The 16,320-nt window shown below is 71.6% G+C and carries 15 protein-coding genes; 8 read left to right on the top strand and 7 right to left on the bottom strand.

Translation table 11 applies throughout. From position 1 onward, the window contains the following. Positions 1–176: 176 nt before the first annotated feature. A complete protein-coding gene (locus tag ACIBM5_RS40685; RefSeq protein WP_396011726.1) occupies positions 177–473 on the top strand; it encodes a hypothetical protein in 297 nt (98 codons plus the stop codon). 184 nt (positions 474–657) lie between these two features. Here ACIBM5_RS40685 and ACIBM5_RS40680 read toward each other — a convergent pair whose 3' ends face one another. Beyond that, positions 658–1,515, bottom strand: a complete 858-nt coding sequence (locus ACIBM5_RS40680; protein WP_396011725.1) for a haloalkane dehalogenase — start codon at positions 1,513–1,515, stop codon at positions 658–660. 153 nt (positions 1,516–1,668) lie between these two features. Between ACIBM5_RS40680 and ACIBM5_RS40675 the strand changes: the two genes are divergently transcribed. Beyond that, on the top strand, positions 1,669–2,178 hold the full coding sequence (locus ACIBM5_RS40675) for a MarR family winged helix-turn-helix transcriptional regulator (RefSeq protein WP_396011724.1): 510 nt from the start codon (positions 1,669–1,671) through the stop codon (positions 2,176–2,178). A gap of 29 nt (positions 2,179–2,207) precedes the next feature. Here ACIBM5_RS40675 and ACIBM5_RS40670 read toward each other — a convergent pair whose 3' ends face one another. Continuing rightward, on the bottom strand, positions 2,208–2,633 hold the full coding sequence (locus tag ACIBM5_RS40670) for a hypothetical protein (RefSeq protein ID WP_396011723.1): 426 nt from the start codon (positions 2,631–2,633) through the stop codon (positions 2,208–2,210). 320 nt (positions 2,634–2,953) lie between these two features. Here ACIBM5_RS40670 and ACIBM5_RS40665 point away from each other — a divergent pair, with 320 nt between their 5' ends. Then, positions 2,954–3,268 carry a PadR family transcriptional regulator gene (locus ACIBM5_RS40665; RefSeq protein ID WP_391583564.1) on the top strand — a complete coding sequence of 105 codons (315 nt, stop codon included), beginning with the start codon at positions 2,954–2,956 and terminating at the stop codon, positions 3,266–3,268. Positions 3,269–3,380: 112 nt separating this feature from the next. Here the strand turns inward: ACIBM5_RS40665 and ACIBM5_RS40660 are convergent, their stop codons facing one another. Beyond that, complete coding sequence (locus tag ACIBM5_RS40660; protein WP_396011722.1) at positions 3,381–4,646, bottom strand: APC family permease; 1,266 nt, start codon at positions 4,644–4,646, stop codon at positions 3,381–3,383. Between the two features lie 221 nt (positions 4,647–4,867). Continuing rightward, positions 4,868–5,266, bottom strand: coding sequence for an SSI family serine proteinase inhibitor (locus ACIBM5_RS40655; RefSeq protein WP_396011721.1), 399 nt, complete (start codon positions 5,264–5,266; stop codon positions 4,868–4,870). Positions 5,267–6,106: 840 nt separating this feature from the next. Here ACIBM5_RS40655 and ACIBM5_RS40650 point away from each other — a divergent pair. From ACIBM5_RS40650 to ACIBM5_RS40630, 5 genes are read left to right on the top strand one after another with little or no spacing between them, the layout of a single operon-like run. Further along, positions 6,107–7,726 (top strand): ABC transporter substrate-binding protein, encoded by a 1,620-nt coding sequence (locus tag ACIBM5_RS40650; RefSeq protein WP_396011720.1) that lies wholly within the window; start codon positions 6,107–6,109, stop codon positions 7,724–7,726. Beyond that, positions 7,726–8,685 carry an ABC transporter permease gene (locus tag ACIBM5_RS40645; RefSeq protein ID WP_396011719.1) on the top strand — a complete coding sequence of 320 codons (960 nt, stop codon included), beginning with the start codon at positions 7,726–7,728 and terminating at the stop codon, positions 8,683–8,685. The genes ACIBM5_RS40650 and ACIBM5_RS40645 overlap by 1 nt, the downstream gene beginning before the upstream one ends. After that, a complete protein-coding gene (locus ACIBM5_RS40640; RefSeq protein ID WP_396011718.1) occupies positions 8,682–9,581 on the top strand; it encodes an ABC transporter permease in 900 nt (299 codons plus the stop codon). The genes ACIBM5_RS40645 and ACIBM5_RS40640 overlap by 4 nt, the downstream gene beginning before the upstream one ends. Then, positions 9,578–10,657: an ABC transporter ATP-binding protein gene (locus ACIBM5_RS40635; protein WP_396011717.1), complete on the top strand. Its 1,080-nt coding sequence runs from the start codon at positions 9,578–9,580 to the stop codon at positions 10,655–10,657. Before ACIBM5_RS40640 ends, ACIBM5_RS40635 begins: the two co-directional genes overlap by 4 nt. Continuing rightward, entirely contained in the window at positions 10,654–11,493 is an 840-nt protein-coding gene (locus tag ACIBM5_RS40630) for an ABC transporter ATP-binding protein (protein WP_396011716.1), read from the top strand. The genes ACIBM5_RS40635 and ACIBM5_RS40630 overlap by 4 nt, the downstream gene beginning before the upstream one ends. A 250-nt stretch (positions 11,494–11,743) precedes the next feature. On the opposite strand, the gene ACIBM5_RS40625 is transcribed toward ACIBM5_RS40630, so the two are convergent. From ACIBM5_RS40625 to ACIBM5_RS40615, 3 genes are all read right to left on the bottom strand, one after another. Then, a complete protein-coding gene (locus tag ACIBM5_RS40625) occupies positions 11,744–12,334 on the bottom strand; it encodes a TetR/AcrR family transcriptional regulator (protein WP_396011715.1) in 591 nt (196 codons plus the stop codon). A 152-nt stretch (positions 12,335–12,486) separates the two neighbouring features. Then, on the bottom strand, positions 12,487–14,007 hold the full coding sequence (locus ACIBM5_RS40620) for an MFS transporter (protein ID WP_396011714.1): 1,521 nt from the start codon (positions 14,005–14,007) through the stop codon (positions 12,487–12,489). Between the two features lie 389 nt (positions 14,008–14,396). After that, the gene (locus ACIBM5_RS40615; RefSeq protein WP_396011713.1) at positions 14,397–16,040 is read right to left on the bottom strand and encodes an alpha/beta hydrolase; all 1,644 of its coding nucleotides are present in this window, start codon (positions 16,038–16,040) and stop codon (positions 14,397–14,399) included. Between the last annotated feature and the right edge of the window lie 280 nt (positions 16,041–16,320).

Genomic DNA, 16,320 nt, shown 5'->3' with positions numbered 1-16,320 from the left:
TCTTGGACACTCGGACAAGACATGTGACAGCCGGGCTTGGACACTCGAACACCGCACCGTGGATGTCTTTTTCGTCCGGATCACGTATTGGATCCGAACTCCCGGCCCCGGACCGGTCTGTACTCGAAGCCTAGCCGGGACGAGGTGCCCGGGAGGTATCGGGAGACGAGGATCCGATGACCACGATGGCGCTACACCTGTCCGAAGTCCCGCACCTGGCCGTGCTCTCGGTGATCCTGGTGCGCGCCGTGCTCGCACTGGTCGCAAGCGTACGGTCGGCCGACCGGAACGACGCACGGCCCACGCCGCCCGACGGCGCCGACACGCCCGAGCCGGCCGGCGAGGACGTCGTCCGCCCGGACGCCGACGACGCGACGGCGGAGCCCGTCCGCCGCCGACGCCGGACGGGAGACGCCACGCTCGACGTCCTGGCACCCCTGGCCGATCTGCTGCAACTCCTCGCCCGGCGCTGACGTTTCGCGGGCCACCCACCACCCCGAAACACGGGACGCCCCGGCTCGCCGCCCTCGGCGAGCCGGCCGCCGGACCCGCGAATCCGGGCCACCCCTGTCAGGCCATCGCCGATCATCCACTGAGTGCACGAATCTCGGGGCGCCGTGTCCGGCCGCGCGCACCACGCACGCGGCCGGACACGGCCTACCGGCGAAGGGCGTGCTCGTCCAGCCAGGTGGAGACGGCCTTGGCGATCGCCTCGGGCTGGTCCTCGGTGGCGTGATGGCCGGCAGGGCCGATGTGCTCGACCCGGAGAGCGGCGATGTTGTCCCGGCACCAGGCGGCGACCTCGGGGGTGATGAGGAGGGTCGGCGCCGAGTCGAAGGTGAGCAGGAGCTTGGGAACGTCGCGGCTGTCGGCCAGCCAGGGGCCGTACGCCCGGATCCGGGCGGTCACGTCGGCGGGGTCGCCGTCGATCGGCAGGGAGCGGGTCCAGTTCAGCAGCGGGCGACGGCTCTCGCGGGTGGGGTACGGGGCCCGGTAGACCTCGATGTCGTCGTCGCCGAGCGGGTCGAGCACGCCCCCGGTGTAGGCCGCGTTCACCATGAAGTGCCCGTCGAGGACCAGCGACTCGCCCTCATCGGAGCGGAGCTTCACCGAGCGGGCACGCGCCTGTTCGGAAAGCTCGTTCGAGGCGATCGGGCGGACGATCGTCTCGAAGAAGGCGACGCCACGCACCCGGTCCGGGTGTCGGGCCGCCCAGTCGAAGGCGAGCGAGCCGCCCCAGTCGTGGCCGACGAGCACGACCTCGTCCAAGCCGAGCGCGTCGAAGAAGGCGTCCAGGTAGCGGGCGTGGTCGCCGAACCGGTAATCGCCGACGGGCTTGCCCGAGCGGCCCATGCCGATCAGGTCGGGGGCGATCAACCGGCCTTCTCCGACCAGGGGCAGGACGTTCCGCCACGTATGGGAGGAGGAGGGGTTGCCGTGCAGGAAGACGACGGCGGATCCGCTGCCGTGGTCCTCGTAGTGGATGGTCGAGTCGAGAACGTCGATCGTGGGCACGAGGCGCTCCTCGGAGGCTGGATGTGAGGGATTGACCCGAACCGTGCCGCGGCCCTACTCGTTCGTCGAACGAATGTTTATGCCCCGAACGTTTCCGGTATGAACGAACCTATATCGTTAGCCCGACTAACGCAACGGGGTAGGATCACCGCCATGACCAGCGACGCCGAGGCGATGGACGTTCCCGACTGCGAGAGACGGACGCCGGACAGGCTGCGCAAACAGGCGAGCCGGTTGCTGGCACAGCTGTCCACGCAGTCGGATCGGCTGGTCGCCGAGGGCTTGGCCCGCCTCGATGCCCGCAAGTGGCACTACGCGGTGCTGGCCTCGTTGGAGGAGTACGGTCCGGGCAGCCAGGCGACGCTGAGCCGGCGCACCGGCATCTACCGCAGCGACATGGTCGGCGTCCTCAACGACCTGGCCGCACGCGATCTCATCGAGCGCACGCCCGATCCCGACGACCGCCGGCGCAACATCATCACGATCACCGACCGGGGCAGCGGCCGCCTCACCCTCCTCGACCGGGCCCTGGACGACCTCCACGAACAACTGCTCGCGCCCTTGGCCCCCGCCGAACGCGAACAGTTCGTCCGGATGCTCACCCGCCTGCTGGACCACCACACCCCGCAGCCACCGCACCTCGGCGCGTCGGGCGACCGCTAGCCAATCGGTGCGCAGCGGGGGGCGTCGGCTCAACCCACGCCGATCGCGTTCAGCGCGTACGCCACCGCTCGCGCGAGTTCGTCGGCGCTCACCGGCCGCAGCACCACCGCGTCCGGGTCGTCGGCGTCGCCGGTGCGCTGGTCGATGACGTCCAGGGCCAGGCGTTCGGCGAACTCCGTCACCGCGGCCCGCTCCTCGCCATCCGGATCGGTGTTGCCGGCGGGCGTCTCGAACACCAGGCCCACCCACAGCTCCGGGTCGCGCGTCACCAGGACCTCGCCCACGTGCACCCCGCACCCGGGCAGGCTGTCGCCGACCTCGCCGATCCCGGGCACCCGCCCCCACATCGGCACACCCCGCTCGTCGGTGGGCCCGCCGCACGCGTGCGTCGAGTACACACCCAGCGGGCAGGGCCCGCCCTGGTCCAGGTCTTCGATGTGGATATCGGAAGTCATCACAGCTCCTGAGGGGACCCGTCGCCGATACGTCGACCGGGCCGCGGACACGTTCGTCCTCGCGCCCACAGCCCGGCACGCCATCGACTCCAGCACGCGCACCCCACCCGCGCGCCCGGAGCGCGCCGAACGGGCGGCCACAATGCCACGAATGCCGCAATCCACTCGACCCGGCGACCCGGACCCGCGCGCACGTCACGGCTTCCCCGCCGTGGCGGGCGCGCTGTCGTGGGCGCGCCGGCACCGGCGGACGCCCGTAGTATCGGAGTTCGATATCGGATTCGTCGCCCTTGGTGATGGAGCGGGAAGGTGGTCGACGCGTGAGGGAGTTCCAACGGGGCGCGGTGCGGCTGCACATCCTGCATCACGCGGCCGAGGAGGAGGTCCACGGTGCGTGGATGTCCCGGGAACTGGCGGGCCACGGCTACCGAATCAGTCCCGGCACGCTGTACCCGACCCTGCACCGAATGGAGGCGGACGGGCTGCTGACCTCCGAGCAGCGGGTGGTCGAGGGCCGCACCCGGCGCGTCTATCGGGCGACGGACGCGGGACGGGCGGCGCTGGCCGAGGATCGACGCGCGCTGGCGGAACTGGCCCGCGAGGTGCTGCCCGAGGCGGACCGGCCGCACCCGTAGCCGGTGCCCGGTCCGGTGCCGGCCACGGCGGCTCCGGCCGGCCAGGCGCGGCTGATCAAGCGCAGGCGATCAGGCACAGCCGATCACGCGCAGCCGGTCAGGCGCGGGCAGGTCAGGCGCGGCCGGTCGCCTTGCGCAGACCGTACGCGGCGGCGCCGGCAGCAAGCACCGCGGCGCCCCACAACACCGAGGTGGGCGGCAGCGCGAAGGCCAGGACCAGGCACCCTGCCGTACCGACGATCGGCACGATCCGGGCCGGGCGGCCCTCGGCGGGGGTGAGCGTCCGGGCGGAGGCGTTGGCGACGGCGTAGTAGGCCAACACGCCGAAGGACGAGAAGCCGATCGCACCGCGCACGTCCGTGGTCGCGGCCAGGACGGCGACGATCGCGCCGACCGCGAGTTCGGCCCGGTGCGGTACGCCGAACCGGGGGTGTACGGCGGCCAGTACGTGGGGCAGGTGCCGGTCGCGGGCCATCGCCAGCGTGGTTCGCGAGACCCCGAGGATCAGCGCCAGCAGCGAGCCGAGCGCCGCGAGCGCGGCCCCGACGCGGACCACCGGGACGAGTCCCGGGGCGCCGGCCGCGCGCACGGCCTCGGCCAGGGGGTCGGCGGTGTGGGCGAGCCGGTCCGGCCCGAGCACCGCGAGCACGGCCACGGCGACGACCGCATACACCACCAGCGTGATGCCGAGCGCGGTCGCGATCGCCCGCGGGATGGTGCGCTTCGGGTCGCGGACCTCCTCGCCGAGCGTGGCGATGCGCGCGTAGCCGGCGAAGGCGAAGAACAGCAGGCCGGCCGCCTGGAGCACGCCGCCGAGGCCGGCATCCGCGCCGATGCGCAGGTGCGCGGTCTCGCCGGTGCCACCGGTCAGGCACGCGGTGACCACGGCGGCGAGCACGGCGAGGACGGCGGCGACGATGCCCCTGGTCAGCCACGCGGACTTCTGTACGCCGACGTAGTTCACCGCGGTCAGCGCCACCACCGCGGCGACCGCGACCGCGTGTGCCTGCTCGGGCCACACGTAGGAGCCGGCGGTCAGGGCCATGGCCGCGCAGGAGGCGGTCTTGCCGACCACGAAGCCCCAGCCGGCCAGATAGCCCCAGAAGTCGCCCAGCCGCTCGCGCCCGTAGACGTACGTACCACCGGACTGCGGATAGCGGGCGGCCAGGCGGGCCGAGGAGGTCGCGTTGCAGTAGGCCACCACGGCGGCCAGCGCCAGGCCGATCGGCAGGCCCGTTCCCGCCGCGTCGGCGGCCGGGCCGAGCGCGGCGAAGATCCCGGCGCCGATCATCGAGCCGAGCCCGATCACCACGGCGTCGAACACGCCCAGGTGCCGTTTCAGCTCGCCCGCTTCGGCAGATGCCGCCGACGTCCCCATCGCTCGCTCCCCGAACATGGCCCACGACCGCTACGGCTCCCGATATCGGCACACGATATAGGAGCGGGACTCCCTCCCCACCACCGAGTGGCGCCGCCCGGACGACGCGGTACGTCCGCGCGTGACGCCGCTCCCACTCGACCGCCGCATCAGCGGGCGGGCCCGATCGAACAGTCCCGCCCGCACAGGCCGCCCCGAAGGCAGATCGGCCCGAGGGCGAATCAGCGCGCGCCCGGCAGGGCCGGTACGAGGTTGTCCCAGCGCGCGATCTCGCACCCGTTGGTGCGCTTGAAACCGGCGTCGACCGGACGGCCCGCCCAGGTGCCGGTGATGCGCGCGGTCGCGGGTCCGCCGTAGATCATCGTGCACCGCGCGCCGGCGGGGACCGGCGCGAACGGGTCCCCGTCGGCCGTCGTGGCGTCGAGCCGGTCGCATGCCCGCGCGGGCCCCGGGTGACTGCCGCCGGCGGGGTGGCATTCCAGCGTGTACGTCTGCACTCCCTCGGGGTTGTCGGCCACCGTCACGACGAGCCGGTCCACCGTCCGGGCGGCGACGGAGGGAATCGGGCACTGGGCGGCGGCGACGACGGTCGCGGCGACGACAAGGCGACGGAACAACATGGGCACTCCGGGGATGAACGCACGTCATCGCGTGCGGGGGGGGTGGACAAGAGATCGAGGCGAATCCGCACGTCCGGCCCACGCGCCGCCGATCCGACCGGGCACGACCCCGAACGGCACCCGAGCATGGGGCAACGGCGGAAGAGCGAAGACGTCGCCGCACGGATGCATCGGCGTCGGGACGCGGACGTCGGTCCGGACGTCATGGATCCGGACGATGGCGCGGCGGATCGAAAACCCACGCGCCGAACGGCTCCGGCACGCCACGCAGTTCCCTGAACGAACCAAGCCCGATCATGGCAACAGCGTAATCAACCGGACACGCTACGCGACTATTCGGCGGCAAATCCCCCCATCACCGTCGCCGCCGTCGCGGCTGTCGCTGCCGTCGCCGTCGCCATAGCCGCCATCCGCACCCACACCAGGCAGCGCCCGCAGCCCACTCAGGCTCGCCGTCCGCCACCAACGCCCCCCCCACCCCGCGCACGCCCGGCGCCGACCCCATCCCGCACCGAGCCAACGCATCCGGCGCGCCCCACCCGCCCCCTCCCCGATATCGCGACCCCGCGCGGCTCCCGCCCCCTCGGCACCCCACCCCACCAGGCACTCCCCGCCCCCGCCACCGTGCGTCCCGATCTCGTGACGGGTCGTCAAAAGACGCCGGCGCGCCGCCTCGTGACGTGTTGGAAACCTCCTCGTCATGCGTGAGATGCCTGCTCGCAAACCCTTGCGCGGGAACGTTCCCGCGTCAATACTCACCGGCACCTGTCCTGACGCGTGCCATGCCGCATCCGTCTCCGTGCCTTCGCCGTCCCTCCGAAAGAGGTGGGTTACTTGCGCATGCCCAAAACCGCCGCCCTCGCCGCCGTCGTGGCCCTGACCGCCGTCGGGTGTTCCGGCGGTGGCGGCGACGACTCGTCGGCCGCGGACCCCGGCTACCGCATCACCAAGGACAGCCCCGCCGCCAAGGGGCCGCTCGACAAGGTGAAGTGGTCGCTGTACGCCGAACCGCAGACGCTGGACTACGCATACGGTTTCGACTACCCGATCAACACCGTGCTCGCGAACGTGTGCGACCAACTCCTGCGGATCAACCCGGACCTGACGATCACCCCGGGGCTGGCCGCCAAGTACACCAACCCGGACCCGCTGACCTGGGTCTACACCCTGCGCGAGGGGGTCAGGTTCCACGACGGCTCCACCATGACCGCCCAGGACGTCGTGGCGAGCCTCAAGCGCCAGATGGATCCCGAGGTCGGCGCCGCGTACAGCACCGCCTTCAAGGACGTCGAGTCCATCACCGACTCCGGCCCGCTCGAGGTCACCATCAAGCTCACCCGCCCCAACGTGCTGCTCAACCAGCAACTGGGCGCGTCGGCGGGCACCATCGAAAGCGCCGCCTTCCTGGCCAAGGCCGGCAAGGACTACGGCAACCCGCAGGGCGGCGTGAACTGCACCGGCCCGTTCTCCGTCAAGGAGTGGAAGCCCGGCACGTCCATCACGCTCAAGCGCAACGACGCCTACTGGGACAGCACGCTCATGCCCAAGACGGGCGAGGTCGAGTTCGTCTTCATCCAAGACCCCGCCGCCCGTGCCAACGCGCTGCTGACCGGCGAGGTCGACGGCGGATACCTGCTGCCCAGCAACTCCTACGACAAGCTCAAGTCCGGCGACGGCAAGCTGTACTTCGGTGACATCACCGGCAGTTACTCGGCCGCCGTCACCAACCTCAAGGGTGCCCTCGGCGACACGCGCGTGCGACGCGCGCTGTCCATGGCGATCGACCGCGAAGGCATCGTCCGGGCGGGCCTGAACGGCTACGGCACCGTCGCCAAGGCGCCCGTGCCCGTCTCCGGTTGGGCCACCATCCCCGCGGAGCAGGCGCAGAGCATGTACAACGCGCTGCCCGCCGTCACCACGGACGTGGCCGCCGCCAAGAAGCTCGTCGCGGAGGCCGGCGCGACCGGCAGGAAGGTCGTCGTCGCGACCAGCAACCTGGCCCCGGAGATCAGCGTCGCCGCCAACGCCATCCAGGCCGCGGGCAAGTCCATCGGCCTCGACGTCGAACTCAAGACCATCGCACCGGACGCATACACCGCGCTGTTCACCGACCCGTCCTCCCGGGCCGGCATCGACATCCTGGTCACCAGCGGCTACGACGTCACGCCCGATCCGCTGGAGTTCTACCAGACCCTGCAGACCGGGGAGTTCGCCAACTACGGCAACTGGTCCAACCCCGAGTACGACGCGATCGCGCAGCAGGCACTGGGCACCGCCGACCCGGCCGCCCGCGCCCAACTGACCGCCAAACTGCAGGAGATCGTGCTGCGTGAACTGCCCGGCATCGCGTTGTGGGACTCGCCGCTGTCGCTCTACCAGGGCAAGCGCGTCACCGGCGCCACCCCGAACATCACCCAGCTCTCCTTCCCGTGGGCCGCGACCCTGGGTGCCGCGAACTGATGAACCGTCCTCTGCTCCGTTTCCTCCTGGGCCGCCTCGTGGGCCTGGTACTCGTGCTGCTGGCGACCTCGTTCGTGGTGTTCAGCGCCGTGCACCTGGCCCCGGGCGACCCGGTGTCCTTCCTGATGCGCGGCCGCCCGGTCACCCCGCAGGCCCGCGCCGCCCTGACCGCCCAGTACCACCTGGACCAGCCGTTCGCCAAGCAGTACCTGCTGTGGCTCGGCGACGTGCTCGGCGGCGACTTCGGGCGCTCGGTGCAATTCCGCCAGGACGTCGGCGAGTTGATCTCCCAGAAGGTGCCGACCACGGTCTTCCTGGTCGGGTACGCGATGGTGCTGGTCACGGTCGTCGGGCTGATCCTGGGCATTGCCTCCGCGCTGCGGCCCGGCCTGATCGACAAGCTCGTGCTGGCCTGGACCGGCACCTCGATCGCCATCCCGTCCTACATCGCCGCGACCGTGCTCACCTCGGTCTTCGCCGTCAAACTGGGGTGGTTCCCGCTCTACGGCGCCGGCGAGGGCTTCGGCGACCGGTTGTGGCACCTCACGCTCCCGGCCATCGCCCTCGCGCTGACCTTCACCGGATTGCTGGCCCGGGTCACCCGATCCGCGATGCTCGACGAACTCTCCCGCGAGCACGTCGAGGTGGCCCGCTCCCGTGGCGTGCCCGAGAGCCGGGTCATCCGCAAACACGTGCTGCGCAACGCCCTCGGCCCGATCGTCACCGTCGTCGGCACCATGGTCGCGAGCATGCTCGTGGCCACCTCGATCGTGGAAACGGCGTTCAGCGTCAAGGGAGTCGGCTCACTGCTCATCAACTCCGTCACGGTCAAGGACTTCCCCGTGGTGCAGGCGCTGACCCTGCTGGTGGTCGCCGCGTTCCTGATCGCGAACCTGATCGTCGACCTGCTCCAACCACTGATCGACCCGCGCGTCGCGCTGGGAGGTGACCCGAAGTGAGTGCCTCCGCCCCCGCGTCCGTCAACGACGCGACCGCACCGACGCCGCCCCTCCGGCGCGGCGCACCGGCCCGGATCCGCAAACTGGCCGCCCAGGGGCCGCTGTTCACCGCGGCCGTGCTGGTCCTGGCGCTGCTCGTACTGCTGGCGGTGTGCGCACCGCTACTGGCACCCTACGAACCGGACGCCATCGACCTGAAGAACTCGCTGGCCGGCACCGGCCCGGAACACTGGCTGGGCACCGACCAGTCGGGCCGCGACATCCTCAGCCGGCTGCTGTACGGAGCCCGCACCGGACTGCTGGGACCGCTCGCGGTGGTCGGCGTGTCCACCGTGCTCGGCATCGCCATGGGCGTCGTCGCCGCGTGGCGCGGCGGCTGGGTCGACGCGCTGCTCTCGCGCTCGATGGATCTGCTGTTCGCCTTCCCCGCGATGTTGCTGGCGATCCTGTGCGTGGCGGTGTTCGGCGCGGGACTGACCGCACCCGTCATCGCCATGATGATCGCCTACACGCCGTACGTCGGCCGCCTGGTGCGCTCCATCGCCCGCCAGGAACAGGCCCGGCCCTACATCGAGTCCTACCGGGTCCAGGGCTGGTCCGGCTGGTCGATCTGCACACGGCACCTGATCCCCAACATCACCCCGACCGTACTGGCCCAATCGGCGATCAACTTCGGCTACGCCCTGATGGAACTCGCCGGCCTGTCCTATCTCGGCTTCGGTGTCCAGGCACCCACCGCCGACTGGGGCGTCATGGTCAGCGAGGGCCAGAACCCGCTCCTCAAGGACGTCATGCTGCCCGCCCTCGCCCCCGCGACCGCCATCGTCATCGCGGTCGTCGCATTCGGAATCGTCGGCGAGGGCCTCGCCGACCGCGTCTCCAAGCGGGAGAGGTGAGCACCGTGTTCGACAAGACGACGGCCGACGACCCGGCCACCCGGCCCGCCGCATCCGGCACTCGGGCCGACGCGGAAGCCCGCGCACGCGCCGACTCGGGTGAGCGCGAGGTACCGCTGCTCGACATCACCGGCCTGACCCTGCGCCTGCCGGACCACGCCGCCGCGCGACCCATCCTGGACCGGGTCGACCTGCGGGTCGAACGCGGCGAAACGGTGGGCCTGGTCGGCGAGTCCGGCTCGGGCAAATCGGTGGCCTGCCGCACCGTGCTGGGCCTGCTGCCCAAGGGAGCGAGCACCGAGGGCAGTGTCCGCGTGGAAGGCACCGACGTGCTCTCCCTGGGCGCCGCCGGACTGCGCGAGGTACGCCGGAACAAGGTCGCGATGGTGTTCCAGGACCCGCGCGCATCGGTCAACCCGATGCGCCGGATCGGGGACTTCCTCACCGAGGGACTGCGGATGCGCGGGACCTCCAGGGACCAGGCACTGGCCCGGGCACAGGAGTTGTTGACCGAGGTCGGCATCCGCGATCCGCACGGCGCGCTGCGCCGCTTCCCGCACCAGTTCTCCGGCGGCATGCTCCAGCGTGTGGTGATCGCGGCGGCCCTGGCCGGCGACCCCGCGCTCCTGCTCGCCGACGAACCCACCACCGCACTCGACGTCACCACCCAGGCGGAAGTCGTCGGCATCCTGCGGCGCCTGCAACACCGGCACGGCACCGGCATGTTGTTCGTGACCCACGACCTGGAACTCGCGGCGGCGATCTGCGACCGCATCTACGTCATGTACGCGGGACGCATCGTCGAATCCCAGCCCGTCGCCGACCTGTTCGCCCGACCCAGGCACCCCTACACGGCCGCGCTGTTGGCCTCCACACCGCGCCTGGAGGCGGACGCCGCGCCGCCGCAGCCGATCCCCGGACGGCCCGTGTCGCTCGCGGAGGCGCCCACCGGCTGCGCCTTCGCGGCCCGTTGCGCGTTCGCGATCGCGCGGTGCCGAACCGAGGCCCCCGCACTGGTACACGACGGTCCGGCGGCCGTCGCATGCCTGCGCGCGGACGAAGGGATCCTGCAGTGAGCACACCCGCCTCCCCGACCCCGGCCGCCCTGGAAGTCCGCGGCCTGTGCCGCACGTTCGGCGATCACAAGGCGGTCGACGACATCGGTTTCACCCTGCCGCCGGGCGGCTCGCTGGGCATCGTCGGCGAATCCGGCTCGGGCAAGACCACCACCGCCCGCATGCTCGTCGGCCTGGAGACCCCGGACGCCGGCAGCATCACGGTCGACGGCCGCGAACGCGCCCACCGACCGCGCACCCGGGCGGAACGCCTCTCCCGGGCCAGGGAGATCCAGATGGTCTTCCAGGACCCCTACCTCTCCCTCGATCCGCGCATCACCGTCCACGACAGCATCGACGAGGTCCTGCGCCTACACGCCGCCGAAACCGACCGGTCCGGCCGCGCCGCGCGCCTGGCCGAACTCCTCGACCAGGTGGGCCTGGGCTCCCGTGAGGCCGGCGCCCTGCCGCGTCGGCTGTCCGGCGGCCAACGCCAACGCGTCGCCATCGCCCGCGCGTTGGCGGCCTCGCCCCGGGTGCTGATCCTGGACGAGGCGGTCGCCGCACTCGACGTGTCCATCCAGGCCCAGATCCTGGACCTGCTCGCCCGCATCCGCCGCGAGCAGGGCATCGGCTACCTCTTCGTCAGCCACGACCTGGCCGTCGTCCGACACATCACCGACGACGTGGTGGTGCTGCGCAACGGCCGGATCGTCGAATCGGGTCGCACCACGGAGGTTCTCTCCGCACCGCAACACCCGTACACCAGGCTGCTGATCGACTCGGTACCGGGCGTGGGCTGGGACCCGGAACGCATCGCCGAAAGCAGAAGAGCACTCGCCGCACCGGAGGCATGACGAGCCACACCACGACCCCCCGCCCGCCCACCCGCCGCCGACCGCGTCCCGGGTGGGCGCGCCCGTGCTCGGCACGGACGACAGCGGTCGGGCGGCGGTCGCACGCCGCGCGGGCATCGCAGCTGGGCGGCCGTCGCGGGCCCGGCGGGAAACGCGGTCGGACGGCCGCCCCATGCCGCGCGGGCAACGCGCATCGCGGGACGAGCGCCTGTGCACGCCCGCCGGTCAGCGCGGGCCGCGTGGCCCGTCCTCAGCCGGGCGTGGCGAGGGCCGAGCGCAGGGTGGCGGCGATGGTGTCGCCCGCTGCGGCGCGGTCGAGTCGGCCGGCGTCGACCTCGTCCGCCGCGGTGTGGATCACGCCGTAGTAGGTCGCGGTCAGCCACGCGGCCGGGAGGTCGGTACGGATGTCGCCTTCGCTGCGGCCGCGCGCGACGAGTTCGTCGACCCTGGTCAGGACCCGGGCGTGTTGGCGACGCAGGCTCGCCTCGCCCAGCGCCTTCAGGGCTGCCCGGCGCAGGCCGCGGGTGCGGTCCAACACCTGCCAACCCTCGCGGGCGAGTCGTACCAGTGCCTCGTCGGCCGGTCCGACGGTGATCCCGACGTCGTCGAGCAGCACGTCGACTTCGCCCAGGGCCTGCCCGATCGCCGCCTCCAGGAGCACGTCCCGGGAGCCGAAGTGCCCGTACAGGGTCACCCGTCCGACGCCGGCCTCCCGCGCGATGTCGGTCATCGTGACCTCGGGGTCGCGGGCGAACGCGCCGAGCGCGGCGGCGAGGATGGCGGCGATGTTGCGTTCGGCGTCGGCCCGTCGCCGTACGCCCGGCGATGATGTCGCACCCATGGTGGTCAACCCTACTGTCGGAATCTTCACGCCGACCGCGGCGGGCGAGGCGGCCGTGGTGGTCGTGTCGGTCTTCCCGCTCGTGCCGAATATCCCGGTCCTGATGCCATGGTTGCCGGGTTCGTCCCGGTCCCGGTCCCGGTCGCCGTGGTTCAGTGCACGTGCCGCGGGCCGTCGGAGGCCGGCGGCCTGCCCGCCGGAACCAGTACGAATGCCACGAGCGCCGCGACCACGGCGGTACCCGCGCAGGCGAGGAACGCGTCGGTGTACCCGCCGACTCCGCCGCCGCCCGCGATGCTGGGCGCCGCGATCGCCGACACCAGGGCGACGCCGAGTGCACCGCCGAGTTCGTGGAACGTGTTCACCACACCCGAGGTGATGCCGGCCTCGTCGTGGTGTACACGGGACATCGCCGTGGTGGTCGCCGCGACGAACGCGGGACCCAGGCCCGCCGCGGCCAGGGCCAGTCCGGGGACCACGTCGGCCATGCCGCCGCCGTGCTCGGGCAGCCGACTCAGCCACAACGCACCCACCGCGGCGAGCATCAGGCCGCCCGCCCCCACCGGTCGGGCGCCGATGCGGCCGACCAGCAGGCCCCCGACATGCGCTCCGACGGTCACCGCGACGGCGACCGGCAGGAAGGCCGACCCGGTCCGCAACGAATCGAAACCCAGGGTGTGTTGCATATGGAGCGAGCCGAGAAAGAACAGCGGGATCAGCAGTCCGCTCGCCACCAGCATCACGAACGCGCCGGAGATCACGGGCCTGCGGGTCAGCAGGGCCAGAGGCACCAGAGGATCGGCGCTCGTGCGCTCGACGAGGACGAAGAGCGCGTAGCCGACCGCCGCGCCGGTCAACGACAACAACGTCCAAGGCGACGCCCATCCGACGTCGCCCGCACGGGTCACGCCCAGGATCAACGCCGTGGTCCCCGCCGTGGCCGCCAGCGCTCCCGGCAGGTCCGGACGGGTACCCGAGGCGATACGCGGCCGGGCCGGGATCACCGACGCGGCCAGGGCGAGTACGGCCACACCGATGGGCACGTTGGCGAAGAAGATCCATTCCCAACCCGGGCCGGCGGTCAGCAGTCCGCCGACCAGAACGCCGGCCGCCGCCCCGGTGCCGCCGATCGCCGCCCACACGCCGAGTGCGCGGTTGCGCTCGGGACCGTGGAAGGTGACCGTCACGAGCGCAAGCGCGGCCGGCGACAGCAGCGCGGCGGCGGCACCCTGCACGACTCGGGCGGTGAGCAACATCGCGCCGTTCGGGGCAAACCCGGCGGCCAGCGACGCGGCGGTGAAAACACCCAGGCCGAGCAGGAACGCGGTCCGCCGGCCCAGCGTGTCGGCAATCCGCCCACCCAGGATCATCAGACCGCCGAACGCGAGCGCATAGGCGGTGACCACCCAGGTCAGCGGCTCCCGCCCCAGGCCCAGATCCGCGCCGATGCTCGGCAGCGCGACGTTCACCACCGTGACGTCCAGGATCAACATGAACTGCGCAAGGCACACCAGGGTCAGGACGAACCAGCGCCGCGGCGTGGGCGCATCCCGCACCTCGACGCGCGAGTGCGCATGTGCGTGCGCGTGCGCGTGGCCGCCGGCGGCGTCGCCGTGTGGGTCGTGTACGTCGTGCGCACCAAACGTGTCATGCGCGTCTTGCGCGCCTTGCACGTCATGCGCGTCTTGCGCGTCATGCGTCGATCGACTGCCGTGAGACATCGTTTCGCTCCTCGAAGTGCCGCCCCGAGCGGGCGGGCCGCCGGCCGGGTTCGGCCGCCGAAACCGCCCGGCACATCTCGTACAGGTGTGTTCGAGTAAGCGAATCGCATCCACCCATGCCGTACAACCGTGTTCGAGTTAGCCGCTCGGAGCTCCGGCGAACGCCCTGCCGCGCGACCTGCGCGACCCGGCACCCCGCGCAGCCCGTGCACCTCGCGCAACCCGCGCACCCCCCGTACCCCGTGAGGCCACCGATCCCGGACCGCCGCGCTACGACGACACGTCGACCGGGATCGCGTCGCCCCCTTCTCCCAACGCGACGCAGTGGGCGGCTTCGGCGGCTACTTGCCGTCGGTGCACTGCGTGCCGGCGGCCGGCAGCTTGCCCTCGATGATGTAGGCGGCCACCGCCGCGTCGACGCACTTGCTGCGGCCGAACGCGCCGTGGCCTTCGCCCTTGAGGGTCAGCAGGCTCGCGTGCGCGAGGTCCTTGGCCAGCTTCTCGGACGCGGCGTACGGCGTGGCCGGGTCACCGGTCGTGCCCACCACCAGGACGGGCGCGGCGCCCTCGGCCCGGATCACGTGCGGCTTCTCGGGAGTCTTGTACGGCCAGAATTCGCAGCCGGGGCCCTCGATGTCCGATGCGACGGTGTCCTTGGAAAGCAACGGAGCATCCGCCTTGAGCTTCGCCAGGACCTGTTCGATCCGCTCGGGGGAGGGCGCCGGAGCGGCGCCGTCGGCACAGCGTATTGCCGAGCGCGAGTCCGTGCTGTTGTCGTAGTGGCCCTTCTCGTCCCGGCCGAGGTAGTCGTCGGCGTAGAAGAGCAGGGCGCTGCCGTCCTTCCTGTTCATCGCCAGGGCAAGGGCCTCCCGCAGGTACTTCCACGCGGTTTCCTTGTCGCCGTACAGCAGGCTGTTGGTGCCCGTCCAGCCGAGGGAGGAGGTCAGCTTGCGGCCGTCGTAGGCGGTGCGCAGCGGCTTGTCCTGCAACGCGTCGAGGAAGGTCGCGCCGATCTCGGCGGCCTTGGCCGGGTCAGCGCCCAGCGGACAACCCACCCGGGCCGCGCAATCGGCGGCGAACGCGCGGAACGAGCGCTCGAAGCCGACGGTCTGGTCGATGCTCGCGTCGAGCTTGTCGGCCGCCGGGTCCACGACCGCGTCCAGGACCATCCGGCCGGCGCGGTCGGGGAACTCGTCCAGATACATGGTCCCGAGGTAGGTTCCGTACGAGATGCCCAGGTAGTTGAGCTTGTCGTCACCGACCGCGCCGCGCAGCACGTCCATGTCCCGAGCCGCGTTGCGCGTGCCCACGAACGGCAACAACTCGCCGGACTGGGCCTGGCACGCGGCGGAGAACTCCTTGCCGCTGCGCTCGCTGCGCGCCTTGCGTTCGACCGGATCGCGGGGCGAGTCCCGGGCGTTGCGCTCGTCACGGGCCTTGTCGTCCAGGCACCGTACGGGCGCACTGTCGGCCACACCACGCGGGTCGAAGCCGAGGATGTCGTAGCGGTCGTGCAGAGGGCCGTCGAACTCGTCGAACCCGTACTTGACGAAATCCTGGCCCGAGCCCCCGGGTCCGCCCGGATTCAACACGAGCGAGCCGATCCGCTGATCGGGCTTGGCAGCCGGGTGTTGCATGACGGCGATGTCCAGCGACTTGCCGTCGGGAGCGGTGTAATCCAGCGGCACCTTGAAGGTCCCGCACCGGAATTCGCCCTCGTCCTTCTTCTTCGTCTTCGGGTCGTCCGTGCACGCCTTCCAGGAAATCTTCTGTTCGTAGAAGGCACGCAGCGCCGGGTCCGCCGCCCCCTTGGGCTTCGGCGGGGTGGCCGCGGCCGTCCCGGTCACCTGCGTGGGGACCGGCTTGCCGTCGGCCGCGTTGGACGCGCTGTCACCGGAGCCCCCGGTACATCCGGCCGCCAACAACAGGGCCACGGCCACGGGTATGGAACGACGGAAGGACGCCGCCTGAAAAGGAGTGATCACGCGCCAAGGACTATCAGTCGCCGCTCCGGCACGGCACACCGATATCCCCGCGACCGGCAAAGGCACCGTCCTCACCGGACATTCCACCCACCACACCGGTCGGCCGACGCGCGCCCGCCGCGGCACGGACCGCAACCACCGCACGAACCACGACACCACGACCGGCAACGGCCTTCGAAACGACGCAATATGTTCGAACCGGGTGCGCAAGAAGGCCGGCGGGCACGCCCCGCCCGCGCAGGGCGAACGCGCTCCTCGCCGGGTACGGCTACCGCGCCCG

The organism is Embleya sp. NPDC050493 (genome assembly GCF_044458105.1).
In the GTDB taxonomy this organism is placed as follows: Bacteria; Actinomycetota; Actinomycetes; order Streptomycetales; family Streptomycetaceae; genus Embleya.
The sequence above is the reverse complement of the archived record's forward strand: the minus strand, read 5'-3'. Positions and strand labels throughout refer to the sequence as shown.